Annotated in this window: 11 protein-coding genes and 3 rRNA genes; 6 read left to right on the top strand and 8 right to left on the bottom strand. The window is 70.4% G+C overall.

All coding sequences use genetic code 11. The features are described 5' to 3' along the window. Nucleotides 1-2 precede the first annotated feature (2 nt). The 4 genes from QMF98_RS05235 (at nt 3) to glgB (ending at nt 7,431) form a co-directional block, all read left to right on the top strand. Complete coding sequence (locus QMF98_RS05235; RefSeq protein ID WP_337974984.1) at nt 3-2,036, top strand: alpha-1,4-glucan--maltose-1-phosphate maltosyltransferase; 2,034 nt, start codon at nt 3-5, stop codon at nt 2,034-2,036. Nucleotides 2,037-2,176: 140 nt separating this feature from the next. Next, entirely contained in the window at nt 2,177-3,772 is a 1,596-nt protein-coding gene (gene treS, locus QMF98_RS05230; protein WP_490715662.1) for a maltose alpha-D-glucosyltransferase, read from the top strand. Continuing rightward, a complete protein-coding gene (locus QMF98_RS05225; RefSeq protein ID WP_337974982.1) occupies nt 3,769-5,157 on the top strand; it encodes a maltokinase N-terminal cap-like domain-containing protein in 1,389 nt (462 codons plus the stop codon). Before treS ends, QMF98_RS05225 begins: the two co-directional genes overlap by 4 nt. An 87-nt stretch (nt 5,158-5,244) precedes the next feature. After that, entirely contained in the window at nt 5,245-7,431 is a 2,187-nt protein-coding gene (gene glgB, locus QMF98_RS05220; RefSeq protein WP_337974981.1) for a 1,4-alpha-glucan branching protein GlgB, read from the top strand. Between the two features lie 359 nt (nt 7,432-7,790). Here glgB and rrf read toward each other — a convergent pair. The 6 genes from rrf to QMF98_RS05190 form a co-directional block, all read right to left on the bottom strand. Then, nucleotides 7,791-7,907 (bottom strand): 5S ribosomal RNA (rrf, locus tag QMF98_RS05215). Between the two features lie 71 nt (nt 7,908-7,978). After that, a 23S ribosomal RNA gene (locus QMF98_RS05210) occupies nt 7,979-11,086 on the bottom strand. Nucleotides 11,087-11,523: 437 nt separating this feature from the next. Then, nucleotides 11,524-13,041, bottom strand: a 16S ribosomal RNA gene (locus tag QMF98_RS05205). Together the 16S, 23S and 5S rRNA genes form the textbook arrangement of a ribosomal RNA operon. A gap of 610 nt (nt 13,042-13,651) precedes the next feature. Next, on the bottom strand, nt 13,652-14,590 hold the full coding sequence (locus QMF98_RS05200) for a tetratricopeptide repeat protein (RefSeq protein ID WP_337974980.1): 939 nt from the start codon (nt 14,588-14,590) through the stop codon (nt 13,652-13,654). A gap of 37 nt (nt 14,591-14,627) precedes the next feature. Continuing rightward, the gene (locus QMF98_RS05195) at nt 14,628-15,668 is read right to left on the bottom strand and encodes a DUF8094 domain-containing protein (protein WP_337974979.1); all 1,041 of its coding nucleotides are present in this window, start codon (nt 15,666-15,668) and stop codon (nt 14,628-14,630) included. Continuing rightward, nucleotides 15,665-17,650: a hypothetical protein gene (locus QMF98_RS05190; protein ID WP_337974978.1), complete on the bottom strand. Its 1,986-nt coding sequence runs from the start codon at nt 17,648-17,650 to the stop codon at nt 15,665-15,667. The genes QMF98_RS05195 and QMF98_RS05190 overlap by 4 nt, the downstream gene beginning before the upstream one ends. A 192-nt stretch (nt 17,651-17,842) precedes the next feature. Between QMF98_RS05190 and QMF98_RS05185 the strand changes: the two genes are divergently transcribed. Beyond that, nucleotides 17,843-20,044, top strand: coding sequence for a coiled-coil domain-containing protein (locus QMF98_RS05185; RefSeq protein ID WP_337974977.1), 2,202 nt, complete (start codon nt 17,843-17,845; stop codon nt 20,042-20,044). Between the two features lie 5 nt (nt 20,045-20,049). Beyond that, nucleotides 20,050-20,544 (top strand): hypothetical protein, encoded by a 495-nt coding sequence (locus QMF98_RS05180; protein WP_337974976.1) that lies wholly within the window; start codon nt 20,050-20,052, stop codon nt 20,542-20,544. Between the two features lie 14 nt (nt 20,545-20,558). Here the strand turns inward: QMF98_RS05180 and QMF98_RS05175 are convergent, their stop codons facing one another. Together QMF98_RS05175 and QMF98_RS05170 are read right to left on the bottom strand one after the other, a co-directional pair. Beyond that, nucleotides 20,559-21,344 (bottom strand): alpha/beta fold hydrolase, encoded by a 786-nt coding sequence (locus QMF98_RS05175; RefSeq protein ID WP_337974975.1) that lies wholly within the window; start codon nt 21,342-21,344, stop codon nt 20,559-20,561. Then, nucleotides 21,341-22,150 (bottom strand): alpha/beta hydrolase, encoded by an 810-nt coding sequence (locus tag QMF98_RS05170; protein ID WP_337974974.1) that lies wholly within the window; start codon nt 22,148-22,150, stop codon nt 21,341-21,343. The genes QMF98_RS05175 and QMF98_RS05170 overlap by 4 nt, the downstream gene beginning before the upstream one ends. Nucleotides 22,151-22,216 lie beyond the last annotated feature (66 nt).

Genomic DNA, 22,216 nt, shown 5'->3' with positions numbered 1-22,216 from the left:
CGGTGGACGCGGCCCGGCCGGCGCCGCCCGACGAGCCGCCCGTCCGCATCGGACGCATCCCGGTGCTCGACGTGGCGCCGGTCGCGGAGGAGGGCCGGTTCCCGGCGAAGGCCGTGGTGGGCGAGGCGGTGCCGATCCAGGCGACCGTGTTCCGCGAGGGCCACGACGCGTTCGGCGCCACCGCCGTGCTGGTCCGGCCGGACGGTGAGGTGCACCAGCGGGTCCGCATGACGGAGGTGCTCAAGGGCCTCGACCGGTACGAGGCCCGCGTGGTTCCCGACGCCACCGGCGCCTGGACGTTCCGGGTCGAGGGCTGGTCCGACCCGTACGGCACGTGGGCCCACGACGCGGCGATCAAGGTGCCGGCCGGCATCGACGCCGAGCTGATGCTCACCGAGGGTGCGCGGGTCCTGACGCGCGCGGCCGGGCGCACCGGGCCGGATGCGATGCCCGAGCAGGACGCGGCGGTGCTGCAGGACGCCGCGGCGGCCCTGCGGGACCGCGAGCGCCCGGCCGACGAGCGCCTGGGCGTCGCCCTGTCCGACGCCGTCCGGGATGCGCTCGCCCGTACGCCGCTGCGCGACCTCGTCTCCCCGTCGGCCGACTACCCGCTCGTCGTGCACCGCCCGCTCGCCCTGGCGGGCTCCTGGTACGAGCTGTTCCCGCGGTCCCACGGCGCGCACGTCGACCCGGACACGGGGCGCTGGGTCTCGGGCACGCTGCGCACCGCCGCCGAGCAGCTGCCGCGCATCGCGTCGATGGGCTTCGACGTCGTCTACCTGACGCCGATCCACCCGATCGGCACGACGTTCCGCAAGGGCCGCAACAACACCCTCGTCGCCGAGCCCGGCGACCCGGGCTCCCCCTATGCGATCGGCTCGGCCGCCGGTGGTCACGACGCGATCGAGCCGAGCCTGGGGACGTTCGACGACTTCGACGCCTTCGTGGCGTCCGCCCGCGGGCTCGGCCTCGAGGTGGCCCTGGACCTCGCCCTGCAGTGCTCGCCGGACCACCCCTGGGTCCGCGAGCACCCGGAGTGGTTCACCACGCGTGCCGACGGCTCGATCGCCTACGCCGAGAACCCGCCCAAGAAGTACCAGGACATCTACCCGCTCAACTTCGACAACGACCCCGAGGGCATCTACGCCGAGATCCACCGCGTCGTGGAGCTGTGGATCTCCCACGGTGTGACCGCGTTCCGCGTCGACAACCCGCACACCAAGCCGCTCGCGTTCTGGGAGCGGCTGCTCGCGGAGGTCGCGCGTGACCACCCGGACGTCCTCTTCCTCGCAGAGGCCTTCACCCGGCCGGCGATGATGCTCGCGCTGGCCAAGATCGGCTTCCACCAGTCGTACACGTACTTCTCCTGGCGCAACACGAAGGAGGAGCTCGAGGAGTACATCGCCACGGTCGCCGGCCCGGACGGTGCGTGGATGCGCCCCAGCTTCTGGCCGACGACGCATGACATCCTCCCCCCGTACCTGCAGGCCACCGGCCTGGGCGGCTTCGCCGTCCGGGCGGTGCTGGCCGCCACGGGCTCGCCGACGTGGGGCATCTACTCCGGCTACGAGCTCGTCGAGCACATCCCGCGTCCGGGTGTCGAGGAGCAGATCGACAACGAGAAGTACGAGTTCCGCCCCCGCGACTGGTCGCAGGCGGACCGCTACGGCATCGCGCTGCTGATCGGCCGGCTGAACGCGGTGCGGCGCGCCCACCCGGCTCTCCAGCAGCTGCGTGACGTGCGGGTGCACCCGACGACGGACGACGCCCTGGTCTGCTTCTCCCGCCACGTCGCGGCGGAGGACTCGCCGACCGGCGTCGCGGACACCGTGGTGGTCGTCGTGAACCTCGACCCGTTCCACCCACGGGAAGGCATGGTCCTGCTGGACCTCGAGGCGCTCGGGCTGCCGGCCCTTGGCCCCGTGCGAGCGCACGACCTGCTGACCGACGCCACGTTCTGGTGGGGCCCGGAGGCGTTCGTCCGGCTCGACCCGACCGTCAGCTGCGCCCACGTGGTGCACGTGGACGTGCCGTGACCGAGCCGCCACCGACCACCGCCGCGCTGGCGCTGCACGGCCTGCCCGCGCGCCGCCAGCCCCAGGTGCCCGCCGCGGCGCTGCCGGGCGCCCCGACGCCGGACTCCCAGTGGTACCGCACCGCGGTGTTCTACGAGGTGATGCTGCGGTGCTTCTCCGACTCGCGGGGCGAGGGCTCCGGCGACATCCAGGGCCTGATCCAGCGCCTGGACTACCTGCAGTGGCTCGGCATCGACTGCCTGTGGCTGCCGCCGTTCTACCCGTCGCCCCTGCGTGACGGCGGCTACGACGTGGCGGACTACACGGCCGTTGCCGCGCAGTACGGCTCGATCACCGACTTCACCGAGCTGGTGCAGCAGACCCACGCCCGCGGCATGCGGATCGTCGTCGACCTCGTCATGAACCACACCAGCGACCAGCACCCGTGGTTCCAGGCGTCGCGGGCCGACCCCGAGGGGCCCTACGGCGACTTCTACGTCTGGCGCGACGACAACGCGGGCTATCCCGATGCCCGCATCATCTTCGTCGACACCGAGACGTCCAACTGGACGTTCGACCCCGTCCGGCGGCAGTACTTCTGGCACCGGTTCTTCAGCCACCAGCCCGACCTCAACTTCGAGAACCCGCGCGTCGCGGAGGCGATGCTCGACGTCGGCCGGTTCTGGCTGAACCTCGGCGTCGACGGCTTCCGGCTCGACGCGGTCCCCTACCTGTTCGAGGCGGAGGGCACCAACTGCGAGAACCTGCCGGCCACGCACGCCTTCCTGCGCCGGGTCCGGCGGATGCTCGACGAGGAGTTCCCCGGCCGCATCATGCTGGCCGAGGCGAACCAGTGGCCGGAGGACGTCGTCGACTACTTCGGCACCCCGGAGGAGCCGGAGTGCCACATGTGCTTCCACTTCCCGGTGATGCCGCGCATCTTCTACGCGCTGCGCGACCAACGGGCGACGCCGATCGTCGACATCCTCGCGGACACGCCGCCGATCCCGGCCGGCGGCCAGTGGAGCACCTTCCTGCGCAACCACGACGAGCTGACGCTCGAGATGGTGTCCACCGAGGAGCGCGCCTCCATGTACGGCTGGTACGCGCAGGACTCCCGGATGCGCGCCAACGTCGGGATCCGGCGTCGGCTGGCCCCGCTGCTGGACAACTCGCGGAAGGAGATCGAGCTCGCCCACGCCCTGCTCCTCTCGCTGCCCGGCAGCCCCTGCCTCTACTACGGCGACGAGATCGGGATGGGCGACAACATCTGGCTCGCGGACCGCGACTCCGTCCGCACCCCGATGCAGTGGACCCCGGACCGCAACGCGGGCTTCTCCACCGTCGACCCCGGCAAGCTGTACCTGCCGCTGGTCCAGTCCCTGGTGCACCACTACGCCCACGTCAACGTCGAGGCGCAGCTGGCCCAGCCCACCTCGTTGCTGCACTGGGTCAAGGGCATGCTCGCCGTCCGACGCCGGTACCCGGCGCTCGGCATGGGCGACTTCACGGTGGTGCCGTGCGACAACGACTCGATCCTGACCTTCCTGCGCCGGACGCCGACGCAGACCGTGCTCGTCGTGGCCAACCTCGCCTCGACGGCCCGCGCCGCCCGCGTGACGCTCCCGGGTGCCGCAGGGTCCGCGCTGCGTGACGTCTTCGGCGGCGCTCCGTTCCCCGCCGTGGGTCCGGACGACGCCTGCACGTTCACGCTCGGCTCGCGCGACTTCTACTGGCTGGAGGTGGTCGCCCCGTGACGCTCACCGCGACGGCGGGGTCGGCGGACCTCCCCCTCGAGCCGCTGACGGAGCTCGTCCGGACCTGGCTGCCGACGCGCCGCTGGTACCCCGCCAAGGGGACCGAGGCGCAGCTCGACGTGGTGGCCACGCTGCTGCTGGACGACGAGGCCGTGCGCATCCCTCTGGTCCGCGTGCGCTTCGGTTCGGTCGACACGCTGCTCCAGGTGCCGCTCGTGCTCGACCGGCTCGCCCCGAGCGCCACGGCGCAGGCCGACCCGTCAGCGCCGGTCGACCCTGACACCGTCGGCCGGATCGGCGACCTGCTGCTGCTCGACGGCACCGGCCACCCCGCGTTCCTGGGCGCCTGGCTCGCCGCCGCCGACGGCCCCGACGGCCGTGCGCCCACCGACCTGGACCCGGCCACCGCCCGCGTGATCACGGGCGAGCAGTCGAACACCTCCGTCGTGCTCCGCCGTGCCGGCGAGGAGCTGCAGGCACCGGCGGTCGGCATCCTCAAGGTGTTCCGCACGCTCGCCGCCGGACCGAACCCGGACGTGGACGTACCGCGCCGGCTCGTCGAGGTCGGCTGGGACGGGGTACCGGCACCGCTCGGCTGGCTCGTGGGACGTTGGCCGGACGCGGGCGGGCAGCTGGTCGAGGGCTACCTCGGCGCGCTCTCGGCGTTCGTCCCCGGGGCGCGTGACGGCTTCGAGCTCGCCTGCGAGCTCGCCGGTGCCGGCGCACCGTTCGACGACGCCGCCGGCCAGCTCGGCACCCTGATCGCCGGCATGCACGCCGCCCTGGTCCGGGGTTTCGGTGCGGAACCGAGCGGCGCCGACGACGGCGACGGCGCCGCGGGTCCGGCGCAGGTCGCCCGCCAGCTGGAGGACCGGTTCGCCTGGGCCGCGGAGTCCGTGCCCGCGCTTCAGGGGTACGGGGACGCGGTCCACGGCGTCGCTGCCCGCGTCCGCGCTCTGCCGGACGCACCGCCGCGCCAGCGGGTGCACGGTGACCTGCACCTGGGCCAGGTTCTCCGATCCGCGGACCGGTGGGTGGTGACCGATTTCGAGGGTGAGCCGTTGGCACCGCTGGCCATGCGCACCCGACCGGACCTCGCCGTACGGGACGTCGCAGGCATGCTGCGGTCCTTCGACTACGCGGCGGCGGTCGGCGGTCTGCACCACGAGGCCGCCCACGCCTGGTCCGGTGCCGCCCGCGACGCCCTCCTGGTCCGGTACGACGCGACGGCCGGAACCTCCCTGGCCACGGGCGAGGGCTCGTCGGCGCTGCTCCTGACGGCCCTCGAGCTGGACAAGGCGCTCTACGAGGCGGTCTACGAGCAGCGCAACCGTCCTGACTGGCTGCACATCCCCCTGGCCGGGCTGGACCGGCTGCTCCGCTGAGGGACAGGGGCTCGTCGGTCGCCCGCCCCGTCCGCGTGTCCCGTGCGCCCGTCTGCAGGGACGCCGCTCCGGTGGTTGGCTAGGGCAATGACCTCGGTCGCACCCTCCCCGGTCCCCGTCGACGCCGACACCCTGAGGGCGGTCGCGTCAGGCCTGTACTACGACCCCCACGGCGTGCTGGGCGCCCATCCCGGCGAGCACGGCGTGACCATCCGCACGCTGCGGCCCCTGGCGGACAGCGTCGTCGTGGTGACCGACGGCGGGCAGACGGAGGCTCGCCACGAGCAGGACGGGATCTGGGTCGCCGTTCTCGACGCCGACGCCGTCCCCGCCTACCGCCTCGCGGTCACCTACGGCGAGACCACGACCCTGGTCGACGAGCCCTACCGCTACCTGCCGACCCTGGGCGAGGTGGACCTCCACCTCATCCGGGAGGGCCGTCACGAGCAGCTCTGGACGGTCCTCGGTGCGGCCGTCCGGCGCTACCCGGATCCTCTGGGCGACGTGACCGGGACGTCCTTCGCCGTCTGGGCGCCCAACGCCCGCGCCGTCCGCGTCATCGGCGACTTCAACTACTGGCAAGGTGCGCAGCACGCGATGCGTTCGCTGGGCGACAGCGGCGTCTGGGAGCTGTTCGTGCCCGGCGTCACCGCGGGGGCGCGCTACAAGTTCGAGATCGTCGGCGCCGACGGCACCTGGCGGCAGAAGGCCGACCCGATGGCACGCGGCACCGAGGTCCCGCCCGCCACCGCCTCGGTCGTCGTCGACTCGCACTTCACCTGGTCGGACGACGCGTGGCTGGCCCATCGCGCGAGCACCGACCCGCACACCGGCCCCCTGTCGATCTACGAGGTCCACCTCGGCTCGTGGCGTCAGGGGCTCTCGTACCGCGACCTCGCCACCCAGCTGACGGACTACGTGCGTCAGACGGGGTTCACCCACGTGGAGTTCATGCCGGTCGCGGAGCACCCCTTCGGCGGCTCATGGGGCTACCAGGTCTCGTCGTACTACGCGCCGACCTCCCGCTTCGGCCACCCGGACGACCTCCGCTACCTCGTCAACGCCCTGCACGACGCCGGCATCGGCGTCATCGTCGACTGGGTGCCGGCCCACTTCCCCAAGGACGACTGGAGCCTCGGCCGGTTCGACGGCACATCGCTCTACGAGGACCCCGACCCGCTGCGGGGCGAGCACCCCGACTGGGGCACGTACATCTTCAACTTCGGCCGTGCCGAGGTCCGCAACTTCCTGGTGGCCAACGCCACCTACTGGTTCGAGGAGTTCCACGTCGACGGCCTCCGCGTCGACGCCGTCGCCTCGATGCTCTACCTCGACTACTCCCGCAAGGACGGTCAGTGGCGACCCAACCAGTACGGCGGTCGTGAGAACCTCGACGCCATCTCGTTCCTCCAGGAGGCGAACGCGACGGCCTACCGCCGCACGCCAGGCGTCCTGATGATCGCCGAGGAGTCGACGGCGTGGGGCGGCGTCACCGCGCCGACCGACCACGGCGGTCTCGGCTTCGGCCTCAAGTGGAACATGGGCTGGATGAACGACACGCTCCGCTACATGGCGGAGCAGCCCGTGCACCGCAGCTACCACCACGGAGAGATCACCTTCTCGATGGTGTACGCGTACTCCGAGCAGTTCATCCTGCCGCTCTCGCACGACGAGGTGGTGCACGGAAAGGGCTCTCTATACGCCCGGATGCCCGGCGACCACTGGCAGAAGACGGCGAACGTCCGAGCCCTGTTCGCGTACCAGTGGACGCACCCGGGCAAGCAGCTGATCTTCATGGGCGACGAGTTCGCGCAGCAGGGCGAATGGTCGGAGGCGGACTCCCTGTGGTGGGGACAGCTCGACGACCCCAAGCACGCCGGCGTCCAGCGACTCGTACGCGACCTCAACACCCTGTACCGGGCACAGCCGGCGCTCTGGAAGCTGGACCACAGGCCCGAGGGTTTCGAATGGATCGACTCGAACGACTCCCAGGGAAACACCCTCGCTTATCTCCGCAAAGCACCGGGCGCGCCGACCGCGGTCGTCGTCGTCAACTTCGCCGGCGTGCCGCACGAGCAGTACCGCCTCGCGCTGCCCGGCGCCGGCACCTGGACCGAGGCCCTCAACACCGACGCCGCGATCTATGGCGGCTCCGGTGTCGGCAACCTCGGGCAGATCACCGCTGATCCCGTGCCCCATTACGGACGCCCCTTCTCGGCCAGCGTCCGCATCCCGCCTCTCGGCGCCGTGATCTTCATCGCCGACAACAGCTGACACCGGCAGCCAAGCCCGACCGGTACACCGACCGAGCTCCCATAGGCACCGCTCCCGACCTCTCCGACAATGGTCCGGCCCGCACACCCCGGCTCACCGGCCTGACCTGCGCGGCGAACGTCGCCCGAACGCCATCCCACAACCGGACACCGATCAAACGGCTCGATCCGCCATCAGTGACCGAGAACCGGGGCGAAGCAACCGTCCGCACCGACCGTGCCCGCGTCGGCCTGCACAGCAGCGGACCGGTGATCGAATGGGGGTGGCTTCACCGGGGGTTGGCGCATCGTGGTGGAGGCAGGGTGGTGGGTGAACGCAGAAAGGCCCACCCGGTTAGGGGTGGGCCTTTCTGGAATGGTGTTCGGCGGCGTCCTACTCTCCCACATCCTGGCGGGTGCAGTACCATCGGCGCTGAAGGGCTTAGCTTCCGGGTTCGGAATGGGACCGGGCGTTTCCCCTTCGCTATGGCCGCCGTAACGGTATCGAGTTGTCAAACGGGTTCCCGTTCGTTGCTCGGGAACCGCACAGTGGACGCGTGCATGATGTTGTGGTGAAGTGGTCGGCTGATTAGTACCGGTCAGCTGCGACGGTCGTTGGTCCCGTCTTCCACATCCGGCCTATCTACCCAGTGGTCTAGCTGGGAGCCTCTCACCCCTCGAGGGGGCATGGAAACCTCATCTTGAAGCAGGCTTCCCGCTTAGATGCTTTCAGCGGTTATCCCTTCCGAACGTAGCCAACCAGCCGTGCTCCTGGCGGAACAACTGGCACACCAGAGGTTCGTCCGTCCCGGTCCTCTCGTACTAGGGACAGCCCTTCTCAAGTTTCCTGCGCGCGCAGCGGATAGGGACCGAACTGTCTCACGACGTTCTAAACCCAGCTCGCGTACCGCTTTAATGGGCGAACAGCCCAACCCTTGGGACCTACTCCAGCCCCAGGATGCGACGAGCCGACATCGAGGTGCCAAACCATGCCGTCGATATGGACTCTTGGGCAAGATCAGCCTGTTATCCCCGGGGTACCTTTTATCCGTTGAGCGACGGCGCTTCCACAAGCCACCGCCGGATCACTAGTTCCGACTTTCGTCCCTGCTCGACCTGTCAGTCTCACAGTCAAGCTCCCTTGTGCACTTGCACTCGCCACCTGATTGCCAACCAGGCTGAGGGAACCTTTGAGCGCCTCCGTTACATTTTAGGAGGCAACCGCCCCAGTTAAACTACCCACCAGGCACTGTCCCTGGTCCGGATCACGGACCGAGGTTAGACATCCGAAGCGGTCAGAGTGGTATTTCAACGTCGACTCCACGAACACTGGCGTGCCCGCTTCACAGTCTCCCACCTATCCTACACAAACCGCACCGAACACCAATACCAAGCTATAGTAAAGGTCCCGGGGTCTTTCCGTCCTGCTGCGCGTAACGAGCATCTTTACTCGTAGTGCAATTTCGCCGAGTTCGCGGTTGAGACAGCGGAGAAGTCGTTACGCCATTCGTGCAGGTCGGAACTTACCCGACAAGGAATTTCGCTACCTTAGGATGGTTATAGTTACCACCGCCGTTTACTGGGGCTTAAATTCTGAGCTTCGCCTTGCGGCTGACCCGTCCTCTTAACCTTCCAGCACCGGGCAGGCGTCAGTCCGTATACATCGTCTTGCGACTTCGCACGGACCTGTGTTTTTAGTAAACAGTCGCTTCTCCCTGGTCTCTGCGGCCCTCCACGCTCCCCGGGCAAGCCGGTTCACGCTTGAGGCCCCCCTTCTCCCGAAGTTACGGGGGCATTTTGCCGAGTTCCTTAACCACGATTTGCTCGATCGCCTTGGTATTCTCTACCTGACCACCTGAGTCGGTTTGGGGTACGGGCGGCTAGAACCTCGCGTCGAGGCTTTTCTTGGCAGCATAGGATCACCCAGTTCCCGCTTGCGCGGTCACCGTCGGCTCTCAGGCTCAGGAGGGGCGGATTTGCCTACCCCTCACCCTACGACCTTGGACGTGGACTACCATCGCCACGCCGGGCTACCTTCCTGCGTCACCCCTGTTAATACGCTTACCTACTACCGGATCGGGTCGCGGCCCGTGCGCACCGGTGCCCCCGAAGGGGCGGTGGCACGCACGAGGCGCTGAGCATCACCGGGCTCGGTATGGGCGGTTCTTCGCCGGTACGGGAATATCAACCCGTTGTCCATCGACTACGCCTGTCGGCCTCGCCTTAGGTCCCGACTTACCCAGGGCGGATGAACCTGGCCCTGGAACCCTTGGTCATTCGGCGGACGGGTTTCTCACCCGTCATTCGCTACTCATGCCTGCATTCTCACTCGTGTGGTCTCCACCGCTGGGTCACCCCGCGGCTTCACCGCCCACACGACGCTCCCCTACCCATCCACACACCTGGACCACGAAGGCCTAGTACACGTGTGAATGCCACAGCTTCGGCGGTGTGCTTGAGCCCCGCTACATTGTCGGCGCGGAATCACTTGACCAGTGAGCTATTACGCACTCTTTCAAGGGTGGCTGCTTCTAAGCCAACCTCCTGGTTGTCTGTGCAACTCCACATCCTTTCCCACTTAGCACACGCTTGGGGGCCTTAGCTGGTGGTCTGGGCTGTTTCCCTCTCGACGACGGAGCTTATCCCCCGCCGTCTCACTGCCACGCTCTGGCTTACCGGCATTCGGAGTTTGGCTAACGTCAGTAACCTGGTCGGGCCCATCGGCTATCCAGTAGCTCTACCTCCGGCAAGAAACGCGTGACGCTGCACCTAAATGCATTTCGGGGAGAACCAGCTATCACGAAGTTTGATTGGCCTTTCACCCCTAACCACAGGTCATCCCCCAGGTTTTCAACCCTGGTGGGTTCGGGCCTCCACGCGGTCTTACCCGCGCTTCACCCTGCCCATGGCTAGATCACTTCGCTTCGGGTCTAGAGCACGCGACTGACACGCCCTATTCGGACTCGCTTTCGCTACGGCTTCCCCACACGGGTTAACCTCGCCACGTACCACTAACTCGCAGGCTCATTCTTCAAAAGGCACGCCGTCACCCCTGCTAGGGAGGCTCCGACGGCTTGTAGGCACACGGTTTCAGGTACTATTTCACTCCCCTCCCGGGGTACTTTTCACCTTTCCCTCACGGTACTTGTCCGCTATCGGTCACCAGGTAGTATTTAGGCTTACACAGTGGTCTGTGCAGATTCACTCCAGGTTTCTCGGGCCCGGAGCTACTTGGGATCCCTCTCGGGAGGCCGCATCATTTCGTCTACGGGGGTACCACCCTCTGTGCCGGGCCTTTCAAGACCCTTCGACTATGACACGGCTTTCTGACTCCCTGCCCGGTCGGCAGACCGGACCGAAAGGTCCCACAACCCCGTACGCGCAACGCCTGCCGGCTTGCACACGCGCACGGTTTGGCCTGATCCGCTTTCGCTCGCCACTACTCACGGAATATCTCTTCCTGCCGGTACTGAGATGTTTCACTTCCCGGCGTTCCCTCCACACACCCTATATATTCAGGTGCGGGTCGTACGACATGACTCGTACGGGGTTTCCCCATTCGGACATCCTCGGATCACGGTTCGTTTGCCAACTCCCCGAGGCTTATCGCAGGCTACGACGTCCTTCTTCGGCTCCTGGTGCCAAGGCATCCACCCTGTGCCCTTATCAACTTGACCACAAAAATCAAAGATGCTCGCGTCCACTGTGCAGTTCTCAACCAACGACCAGGACCCACCCGGAACACCCGGCGCCCACCCCCACCAGGGAGCAGTCCACCGGACCAGGGGCCTGCCGGCCACCCGACCCCTCCCACCACCCGGAGCAGAACCCCGACCAGCAGAAGCGATCATCGCGACCCCAAGGACAACACCCGCGAACGGCTGTTCCCTCAGGACCCAACAGCGTGCCTGGCCGACCCCCACCCCTGACCCACCCGTTCCCACCCGCACCCACCGAAGCGAGCACGACGTACTAGGACGAACCAGAAGCGACAAACCGGCCGTAGTCGATGTTCCACCCGTGAGCTCCACCCCCGACACGTACGGCCAGGGCATGGGCCTGGACACCCAACCGCACCCATGACAGGCACGACCAGCTGCCAGATGCTCCTTAGAAAGGAGGTGATCCAGCCGCACCTTCCGGTACGGCTACCTTGTTACGACTTAGTCCTAATCGCCAGTCCCACCTTCGACGGCTCCCCCCCAAAGGTTGGGCCACCGGCTTCGGGTGTTACCGACTTTCATGACTTGACGGGCGGTGTGTACAAGGCCCGGGAACGTATTCACCGCAGCGTTGCTGATCTGCGATTACTAGCGACTCCGACTTCACGGGGTCGAGTTGCAGACCCCGATCCGAACTGAGACCGGCTTTTTGGGATTCGCTCCACCTTGCGGTATCGCAGCCCTTTGTACCGGCCATTGTAGCATGCGTGAAGCCCAAGACATAAGGGGCATGATGATTTGACGTCATCCCCACCTTCCTCCGAGTTGACCCCGGCAGTCTCCCATGAGTCCCCGGCATAACCCGCTGGCAACATGGGACGAGGGTTGCGCTCGTTGCGGGACTTAACCCAACATCTCACGACACGAGCTGACGACAACCATGCACCACCTGTACACCGACCTTACGGGGAGCACATCTCTGCACTTTTCCGGTGTATGTCAAGCCTTGGTAAGGTTCTTCGCGTTGCATCGAATTAATCCGCATGCTCCGCCGCTTGTGCGGGCCCCCGTCAATTTCTTTGAGTTTTAGCCTTGCGGCCGTACTCCCCAGGCGGGGCACTTAATGCGTTTGCTGCGGCACGGAATCCGTGGAATGGACCCCACACCTAGTGCCCAACGTTTACGGCATGGACTACCAGGGTATCTAATCCTGTTCGCTCCCCATGCTTTCGCTCCTCAGCGTCAGTTGCGGCCCAGTGACCTGCCTTCGCCATCGGTGTTCCTCCTGATATCTGCGCATTCCACCGCTACACCAGGAATTCCAGTCACCCCTACCGCACTCTAGTCTGCCCGTACCCACTGCAAGCCCCAGGTTGAGCCTGAGGATTTCACAGCAGACGCGACAAACCGCCTACGAGCTCTTTACGCCCAATAATTCCGGACAACGCTTGCGCCCTACGTATTACCGCGGCTGCTGGCACGTAGTTAGCCGGCGCTTCTTCTGCAGGTACCGTCACTTGCGCTTCTTCCCTGCTGAAAGCGGTTTACAACCCGAAGGCCGTCATCCCGCACGCGGCGTCGCTGCATCAGGCTTGCGCCCATTGTGCAATATTCCCCACTGCTGCCTCCCGTAGGAGTCTGGGCCGTGTCTCAGTCCCAGTGTGGCCGGTCGCCCTCTCAGGCCGGCTACCCGTCGTCGCCTTGGTAGGCCATCACCCCACCAACAAGCTGATAGGCCGCGAGCCCATCCCTGACCGAAAAACTTTCCAGGCGCCCAGATGCCCAGGCACCTCATATCCGGTATTAGCCACCGTTTCCGGTAGTTATCCCAGAGTCAGGGGCAGGTTACTCACGTGTTACTCACCCGTTCGCCACTGATCAGACCAGCAAGCTGGCCATCACCGTTCGACTTGCATGTGTTAAGCACGCCGCCAGCGTTCGTCCTGAGCCAGAATCAAACTCTCCGTCAATGTCCAACGCCACCCAACCACCCGAAGACAGTCAGGCAACAGACACAACAAAGAACAACACAGATCTGGCATCAAAAAGGAACCCACCACCCACGGGGTGGACGACAGGCTCCCATCAACACCAAGCCCACCACGACACAACATCGCAGCAGACAACTTGGCATCGACTACTTGGCACACTGTTGAGTTCTCAAAGAACAGACGCTCATCCGTCTTGGTCTTTCGACCCGTTCGGAGGCAACCGTTCAAACTTAGCGGTTCGACTTCCTCCGGTCAACTTCGCTGCTCTGTTTGGCCTCGGCCGCGAAGAAGCGGTCGGGTCCGGGCAGTCCGGTCGTCAGGAGCGGGTCGAACCCGCGTCGGACTCGGCCGAGACCACAGCGGTGCCGTGGTCTCGAGAGTCCGGGTGTCCCTCGGCGGGACCGACCACCGGGTGTTCCCTGGTGTTCGTTCCTCCCTGCCGGGGGCCTGAGAAGGTTATGCAACGCCCCGGCGGGAATGCAAATCCCGGACGTGGTGACCCGCGTCACGCCGTGCAAACCGGTTCCCCGGTGGTGACGGCCCCCGGCGACGGCCGAGGCGCGCGCGCGCCGATCGAAGGGTGCGGAGCTCAGTACAGGGCGCTGGCGAGCGCCCGCCGGGCCGCCACGACTCGCGGGTCGTCGGTCCCCACGACCTCGAACAGGTCGACGAGGCGTTCCCGGACCCGGTCGCGGTCGGCGCCCGAGGTTCGCCGGACGATGTCGACGAGGCGGTCGAAGGCGTCCTGGACCGCACCACCCATCACGTCCAAGTCGGCGACGGCCAGTGCGGCGTCGACGTCGTGGGGGTCCGCCGCCGCAGCCTCCCGGGCTTTGCGTCCGTCGAGGGGGGCCGTGCGCTCCAGGAGGCCGACCTGCGCGAGACCGGCCCGGGCCATCGCATCGCGCGGGTTCTCGCGGAGCGCCTGCTCGTAGGCGGTGCGAGCGCCCGGCAGGTCGTCACGCTCCAGGGCGTCGTACGCGGCCTGGTGGAGCGGGGGCAGCGGAGGCTCTTCGGGTTCGGCCGGGACCTCGGGCTGCTGACCGGCTGTCACGCGCCCGGTGATGCCGTTGGCCTGCGCCGCGGCGAGCACCTGGTCGAGCACCCCGCGGATCTGGTCCGCGGCGGGTGCACCCTGGAAGAGCGGGACCGGCTGACCACCCAGGACGGCGACCGTCGTCGGGACCGACTGGGCGCCGAATGCCTGGGCGATCTGCGGGTTGGCCTCGGCATCGACCCGCGCGAGGAGCCAGGTGCCGCCGTCGTCCTGCGCCATCGCCGCCAGCTGTCCGGCCACCGTGGCGCTCACCTCGCTCCACGACGCCCAGAGCACCACCACGACGGGGTGCTGGCTCGACCGCCGCACCACGTCGGCGAACGATGCCTCGTCGACGTCGACGACGTAGGCGCCGGGGGCCGGGAGGCCGCCCGGTGAGCCCGGGGGCGGTGTCGAGGGCCTGCCGAGCGAGGAGAGGTCGACGGCTCCACGCACGTCGAGGCGCGGTCGAGGCTGCGAGGACTGCGACATACGAACTGACTCCCTGGGTGCTGCGTGAGCGGCCGACCTATTGTGCGGCGACGGCGGTGAGGACGGCCTCGGCGGCGACGAGCTGCACCTGTGCCGTCGACCTTGCAGGCGGGACCCGGAACACCAGCACGTCGGTGTACGTGCGCACCAGCGACTGCGTCGCCTCGGACGCCGCGGCCAGCGCGGACTCCACCGGGCTGAGGCTGAGCTTGGCACCGCCGACGGTGATGGACACCGTGGACACCGTCGTCACCTTGCCGATGACGAGGGCGCCCCCGTCGACCGTGCCGATCACCGTCAGCGGAGCGGGGTCGGGCGTGTACGTCTCCGCCGCGTTGCCGACGTCCTTGACGTTGGTCGCCAGGGTCTGCCGGGCGGAGGTCACGCTCGTGCGGAACGGGTCGGGCGCGAACTGCGACGCCGACTGTGACGCGTCTCCGTTCGAGAGCACGTCGGCATAGGCCGGCATGACCTGGTCCGGCCGGACGCTCAGGCCGCTCGCGTCGGCCGGGAGCACCGGGCTGCCTGCACCCGGCGTCGCGGTGGCGGGCATCGAGACCCCCGGGAACAGCCGCGCCCATCCCCACAACCGGTACGGGTCGCGGGGGGTCGTCTGCTCCAGCACGAGGAGGCGGGGTGCCTGCAGGTCGTCGGGCTGCACGCTGACGACGACCTGCGTCCGCGGCCAGCCCGAGGTCCGCGGCTCGATCACGGCTTGAGCGCTGGTCGGGAGAGCCGTCGGCGGTCGCTGACCGTTGGTGGCCTGCGCGCGCAGGTACTCGGCGTGCCGCATGGCGAGGGCCGGGTCCATCACGCGGGCCGTCAGCGCGTTGGAGTCGAGGGCGGCGTCACCGGCCGTGAGCACCTTGCCCAGGTCACCGAGGACGGTGGTGGTCTGCGCGACCGACAGCACCGGTGGGGGCACGGCCGGGGCGGCCTGAGGGTGCGGTGCCGGTGGCGCCGCGGCGCAGCCGGCGAGCACGGAGCCCAGGACCGCGGCCACGACGGTGAGCCCGGCGGCCCGTCGTGAGAGCGCCCGCGAGCCCGAGGTCACGGAGAACGAGCGTGCGGTGCTCATCGGCCATCCCCTCCTCGGTCGTCGGCGGGCGGCTCGGTGGGCAGGCCCCACGCGCGCCGCCACGCGTCGGCGCGGGACGACGGTGAGTCCTCCGCGCCTTCGTCCGTCGCGGCGCGCTGCTCGTCGCCGGAGCGGGCGGGGGGCGTGGACGGTCGGCCGATGGACGGTGCCGACTCGCCGGTGGGCGGCTCATCGGGCCGGCTGACGAGCCACGAGGGGTGCACCGGCGGGCGCGGTGCGGCGGGCCGGCCCGGACGGTCGCCGCGGTCCGCGGGCACCCCGGACTCTCCCGCGCCGGGCACGGGCACCCAACCGCCGGGTCGCGGCGGCTGCGCGGTGCGAGGGGACGCCAGCGGCTGACCGGGACGTGCGGGGCCTCCCGCCGTCCGGGAACCCGGTGCGCCCGGCTGTCCTGAACCGGTCCGGGAGGGGGCGGCGGGCCCCTCCTGCCCGGAGGGCCTCAGCACGAACGGGCTGGGTGCATCGCCGCCGGACCTGGCGACGGGCCTCGCGCCGGCAGCGTCCGGAGGAACGGGGGCGGCCCACGCGGGACGGCCCTCGTGCGGGCTCGGCGTTCCGGGCGAGGTCGCACCGTGGGCCGTGGGTTCGTGCGGCTGCGTCCCGAGGTCGGGCTGCGCGGCCGCCGCACGACGGGCGCGGCGGCCCCCGGCGGCCCAAGGCGGTGCCGGGCGCTCGATCGGCGGGGCAGACGGCGGCCCGCCGGCGGACCCGAGCTGCGACGGCGCCGCGGCCGACGGCACGGCTGCGGGCGACGTCCCGACGGTGTCCGCGGCGGCACCCGCGGGCGACCTGTGCGCGGACGCAGCGCGGCGTGCGGCGTCCGCCGCGGTCACCGTGTCGGTGGCGGGTCGCACCTGCGGTGCGATCGGCGTGGCGCCGGGGGTCGAGGACGCGCGAGCGGCCGGGGCGCCCGGGAGGCGCCCAGCGGCGGCAGGCTGCGGACGGGACTGCGGTCGGGTGCCCGACCGCTCGCCCGGCAGCGCGGATGGCGGCCCGATCTGCGTGGTGCTGGTCGGCGGCACGGTGGCCGCATCCTGCTCACCCCGAGCAGCTGCGCGCGCGTCGACCGCTCCCACCGCCTGGACGGCGCCGGTGGGCGGTCGACCGCTGCGGCTCTGGAGCTCCCGCAGCTGCCGACGCGTCAGGACGGCGCCGGGCCCGGCCGGCAGCACCTCGGGAACCGCACCCGTCTCCACCGAGGTCCAGCCGTCGTGACCGGTCCTGGTCCGCCACCAGTCCCGACCCAGCAGCCCGGCGCCGGCCAGGAGGAGCAGACCTCCGAGCACCAGTCCGGGAACCAGCCACGGCGACGAGACGACCCGGGGCCACGACATCTCCAGCGTGGGGTTCACGGCGGACCCGTCGGCGGCGATGCCCGCGACGAGGAGACTCCAGCGTCCGTCCTGGGCGTGCCACGTGAGCTGCGCCGACCCCGTGCCCGTCGCCTGGGCCACCCACATGTCGGAACCTGACGGGTCCGCTGCCGGCCTCGCGCCCGTTCCCGGTGCAGCGGAGGCGCTCGAACCTGGAGCCGCCGACGCGGCTGCGGCGCCCCCCGACGGGCTCGAGGCAGCGGCGCCCCCCGACGGTGAAGCGGACGCGGACGTCGAGCCCGCCGGCGACGGCGCAGCGGACGACCCGGGTGCGGCGAGCCGCAGCGTTCGCCAGCCGGAGAGTCCCGACACGCGCTGGTAGGGATCGCTGCCCACCCAGCCGCTGACATCGGTGTCCCGACCGACGGCGAGCACGACGTGGTCCCCCGCCGGGACCTGCGCGCGCACCGTGACCGGGTCTCCGCCGAGCTCCAGGACACCGGGGTCCGTGACGACGAGACCGGCGGTCGCAGTGGCCCGGGCGACCAGCACGTCGTCCGCGCGCCAGAGGGTCGCGGAGGCGACCGCCAGAGCGATGACGACGAGCCCCAGCAAGCCGATGCCGGCCTCGATCAGTCGCTTGCGCACACACAAATCCTCTCGGACGGGACACCCAGGATAAGCGGGCGGCCCGGGACGGCCCGCCGAACGCGAGGTTCCCCACCCCGTTCGGCCCATGGGCTCCTTCACCCGTTCCGCGTATCCTGGCGCCGGGTCGCCGGTCTCGACACGTGGTCGACCGCGCCGTCGCGTGCCCACGCCCCCTGGAGGATCAAGCCCGTGTCCGATGCCCGGCCCACCTTCCCCGTCGTCAACTTCCGCGGCTACGACCGCGACGCCGTCGACGCGCGGATCGCCGCTCTCGAGAAGGCCGTGGACGACGCCCGTTCGCAGGTCCAGGCTGCGGACGCCAAGGCGCTCCAGGTCGCCGGTGAGCTGTCCGAGGCGCACCGGCAGCTGCGGGAGGCGGAGCGGCCCACGTACTCCGGCCTCGGCTCGCGGATCGAGCAGCTGCTGCGCTCAGCCGAGGAGCAGTCGTCCGACGTCGTGACGCAGGCCAACGCCCAGGCGGCGGACTCGCTCGCGCGGGCCAAGCTTGCAGCCGGGCAGCTCCGCGCCCGCGCGGAGAACGAGGTCGCGGAGCTGCTCGCGACCGCGCGCCGCGAGGCCGAGGAGGTCCGGACGTCGGCGGCGACGGAGGCGGAGAGCCAGCTGACCGCCGCCCAGCGGAGGGCCGAGGAGCTGGTCGGCTCCGCCGAGCGCGAGGCGGCTCGGATCGCGAGCGCGATCGCCACCGAGGAGAGCGAGCGGCGCACCACCCTCGAGCGCGAGCTCGGCACGCTGCGGGCGACGGTGGAGCACGAGGCGACCCAGCTCCGGGTCGCGACGGAGCGCACCGCGAGCGAGCTGCGGGCGCGCACCGAGGCGGAGACCGAGGCGATGCGGGCGGAGGCCGAGCGCTACGACCAGGACCTGCGCCGCGCGGCCGACGTCGAGACGACGGAGCTGCGTCAGCGCGTCGAGTCCGAGCTGGCCGCCCGGACCTCCGAGGTGGACCGGTACGCGGCACGGGTTCGGGCCGAGGCGGACGACGAGGCCGCCGCCCTGCGCCAGCACGTGGCGGACGAGGTCACGACCCTGCGCGCGTCGGCCCAGGAGTACGCCGACCAGGTGCGTTCCGCGGCGGAGCGGGACGGGGCGGCCCTGCAGCAGCGGGTCGCCGCCGAGGTGGCGGCGCTGCGGACCGAGGCGGAGCAGTACGCGTCCTTCGTGCGGGCCAGCGCGGAGCGGGAGACCGGGGAGCTGCGCGCGACGACGGCGGACGAGCTGGCGGCGGCCCGCACCGAGGCGGAGCAGGCCGTCGCGGCGCTCCGTGCGGAGGCGGCGCAGTACGCGGCTGACCTGCGGGCCCGTGCCGAGCGCGAGACGACGGAGCTGCGGGAGCGCACGCAGGTCGAGACGGCGCACCTCGCCCAGGTCACGGAGCGGGAGACCACGCAGCTGCGGGAGACCACCGAGCGGGAGGCCGCCGAGCTGCGGGCGACGGCCGCACGCGAGACCACGGAGCTGCGGGAGACCACGCGCCTGGAGGTCGAGCGGCTCCAGACGGAGGCGCGGCGGTCGATCGCCGACCTGACCGCGAACGCCAAGGCGCACGCCGACACGCTGGTGCGGGACGCCGAGCAGCGCCTGGCGGACGCCGAGCTGGAGATCGCCTCGAAGCGGGAGGCCGCCGAGCGCGCGGACTCGGAGCGCCACGAACGGGCTCGTGCCGAGACGGAGCGCCTGGTCGCGGACGCGGAGGCGCACGCCGCCGAGGCCGAGCAGCGGGTGGCCAAGGCGCTCGCCCAGGCCGAGAAGGTCCGGACCGACGCGGAGGCGCACGCCCGGGACCTCGTCTCGAACGCCCGCAAGAACGCCGACCGCGTGGTCTCCGAGGCACGGGAGCACGCGGAGAAGCAGATCTCGGACGCGATGATCGAGTCCGAGCGCGAGCGCACCTCCGCCCAGCGTCAGGTGGAGGACCTGAACCGGCAGCGGGAGTCGATCACCGGGTACCTCGACGAGCTGCGGAACCTCCTCGGAAGCAACCCGGACCGCTCGGCGCTGGAGAAGGCCGGCCGCGTGGAGGCCGAGTTCGAGAAGAACCGTCAGTCGGCGGCGGAGCGTCCGGCGCGGAGCAGCCGGCCGGCGGTACGGGGCGCCAAGGGAAGGCCGGCACCGGTGTCCGCCGCCGCGACGGCGCCGCCGAGCCCTGCGGCCGACGACGAGCCCTCGGCAGGTGCCGAGACGGCTGCGGACGGCATCCCGGAGGGCGCGGCGACGCCGACCCGCGAGGCCGAGCCCGAGGGGCAGCCCGAGGCGACCGCCGAGACGGGCGGAGCCGAGTCCGTGCGTGACGAGTCGGTCCCGGACGGGTCCGCGGGAGACGGGTCGGAGGCGCCGGCGGAGTCGACCGACGCTGCATCCGCTCGCGGCTGAGCGCCGTGAGCGCGCAGGGCGGGTCGCGGGACGCTCGGCACGCCGGGAGCGACGACCTCCCGCAGAGCGACGGCTCCGCTGACGCCTCCGACGCGTCGTCCTGGCGTGCGGAGCGTCGCGCCGCGGCGGCCGCCCACGCCGAGGCGCTGAACCGGCGTCAGAAGGCGGAGTCCGACCGCGCGCGGGCGATGCTCGCCGACCTCGTGGCACGTGCGACCGCGCACGGTCCGGCGCCGGTGCCGCTGCGGGCGCGCAGCTTCGACGGCCGGCACCGGTACCGGACCGGGCTGGAGGGCTGGTACCTCCGGCAGGACGAGTCGCTCGCGGTCTCCACCGCCGGTGACTTCTACGTCCTGCGCGCGCCGGCGAGCCTCGTGTCCCTCTGGCGGGGCGTCGAGCTGACCCCGCAGGACCCCCCGCTGGTGCTCGGCGCCGGCGGCAAGGACGGTGAGTCGCTGGACCTCGACGTGGCGATCTCCCGCGTCCTCGGCGGCGCCTGACCGCAGGCAGGCGCTCAGCCGCGCTGCGCCCGCGCGACCAGCTCTCCCAGGGCGGTCGCCACTGCCGCCGGGTCCTCCACGGCAGACAGGTGCCCGACGCGCGGCACCACGACGAGCGCCGCGTCGCCGACCGCGGCCATGGCACGCGCCTGCTCGACCGGCGACACGGTGTCCTCGTCGCCCACCACCACGGTGACGGGCCCGGAGAACGTCCGCAGCACCTCGGTGCGATCCGGCCGGCCCGCCATCGCCCGCTGCGACCAGGCCAGCCCGCTCGGCACCTGGTCGTGCACCCAGTCGAGCACCTGCTCGAGAACCTGCGGCCGCGCGGTCCGGGTCGTCTCGCCGAGCAACCCGTCGACCGGCAGCACCGCGTCGAGCGACCGGCTGGACTCCAGCTCGTCGGCCGTCGCGAGGCGCTTGGCCGCAGCCTCCGGGGTGTCCGCGACCGCCTTGGTGTCCACCAGGCCGAGCCCGGCCAGCAGGTCCGGGTGGCGCTCGGCCATCGCCAGCGCGACGTAGCCGCCCATCGACAGGCCCACGACGACGGCGCGGTCGACACCCGCGTCCGACAGGAGGCGGGCCACCTCGTCGGCGGAGGCCTCGAGCGACGGCGCAGGCAGGTCGGCGACGTACCGCGGCGTGCCCGGAAGGTCGACGAGGTGCACGGCCGCCGGGCCGGCGACGAGCTGCGCGGCGGCGGTCCACATCCGCGAGTCGAGCGGCATCCCGTGCAGCAGCACGAGCGGCAGCGCCCCGGCGTCGGACCGGACCGTGGTCAGACCTGCGATCGGTGTCACGAGTCCTCCCCCGTCAGGTCGACCGTCGACTCCGCCTGGCTGCTCGGCCCCGACCACGTCCGCGGCAGCGGGACGGGAACCTCCGGCGCGACGTGCGCGACGATCTCGTCGAGCACGCGGCGCACCTGGGACTCCCCCACCCACAGGTGCTTCGCACCGTCGACGGCCACCAGGTCGGCCTGCGGCACCCGCGCGAAGCGCTCACGCGCCTGCGGCGGGCGCAGGTAGTCGTCGTGCTCGGGCACCAGCACGACGAGCGGCCGGCCGAACGATGCCCAGGCGTCCAGGTCCTCGTCGCCCGCTCTGCTGAGGGGCGGCGACAGCAGCACGGCTCCCTCCACCACGGGGTCACGCCCGTACCGCAGGGCCAGCTCGGTGCCGAACGACCATCCCACGAGCCAGATGTGCGGCAGGTCGTGGAACTCGGCCAGCTCGAGGGCGGCGGCGACGTCGAACCGCTCGGCGACGCCTCCGTCGAACGAGCCCTGGCTCGTGCCGCGCGGGCTGGACGTGCCGCGCGTGTTGAACCGCAGCACGGCGAGACCCGCCAGGGCGGGCAGCCGCCATGCCGCCTTGCGCAGCACGTGCGAGTCCATGTACCCGCCGTGCGTCGGCAGCGGGTGCAGCGTGACCAGCGTGGCGCGCGGCGTCGTCGGACGGCCCTCCGCGTCCACCGGCAGGGCGAGCTCACCGACCAGCGTCAGGCCGTCCGCCGTGTGCAGCTCGACCTCCTCCCGGTGTGCGGGCAGGACGGTCAGGGAGCGGATCGGGGCGCCGTGGGCGGTCGCGGCAGAGGTCTCGGACATCGTCTCGAGCCTAACCGGCGACCGTGGCGGGCATGCAGGCGACCGTCGGCCTGGGCATCCTCAGGC

The sequence above is a fragment of the Cellulomonas sp. NTE-D12 genome (assembly GCF_027923705.1).
Taxonomy (GTDB): Bacteria; Actinomycetota; Actinomycetes; order Actinomycetales; family Cellulomonadaceae; genus Cellulomonas.
This window is presented reverse-complemented; position numbering and strand designations above follow the sequence as displayed.

Excerpts from the sequence above, each read along its gene's own strand:
- treS (WP_490715662.1), top strand. The coding sequence starts at position 2,177 with ATGCTGCGGTGCTTCTCCGACTCGCGGGGCGAGGGCTCCGGCGACATC.
- glgB (WP_337974981.1), top strand. The coding sequence starts at position 5,245 with ATGACCTCGGTCGCACCCTCCCCGGTCCCCGTCGACGCCGACACCCTG.
- QMF98_RS05200 (WP_337974980.1), bottom strand. The coding sequence starts at position 14,590 with ATGTCGCAGTCCTCGCAGCCTCGACCGCGCCTCGACGTGCGTGGAGCC.
- QMF98_RS05195 (WP_337974979.1), bottom strand. The coding sequence starts at position 15,668 with ATGAGCACCGCACGCTCGTTCTCCGTGACCTCGGGCTCGCGGGCGCTC.
- QMF98_RS05170 (WP_337974974.1), bottom strand. The coding sequence starts at position 22,150 with ATGTCCGAGACCTCTGCCGCGACCGCCCACGGCGCCCCGATCCGCTCC.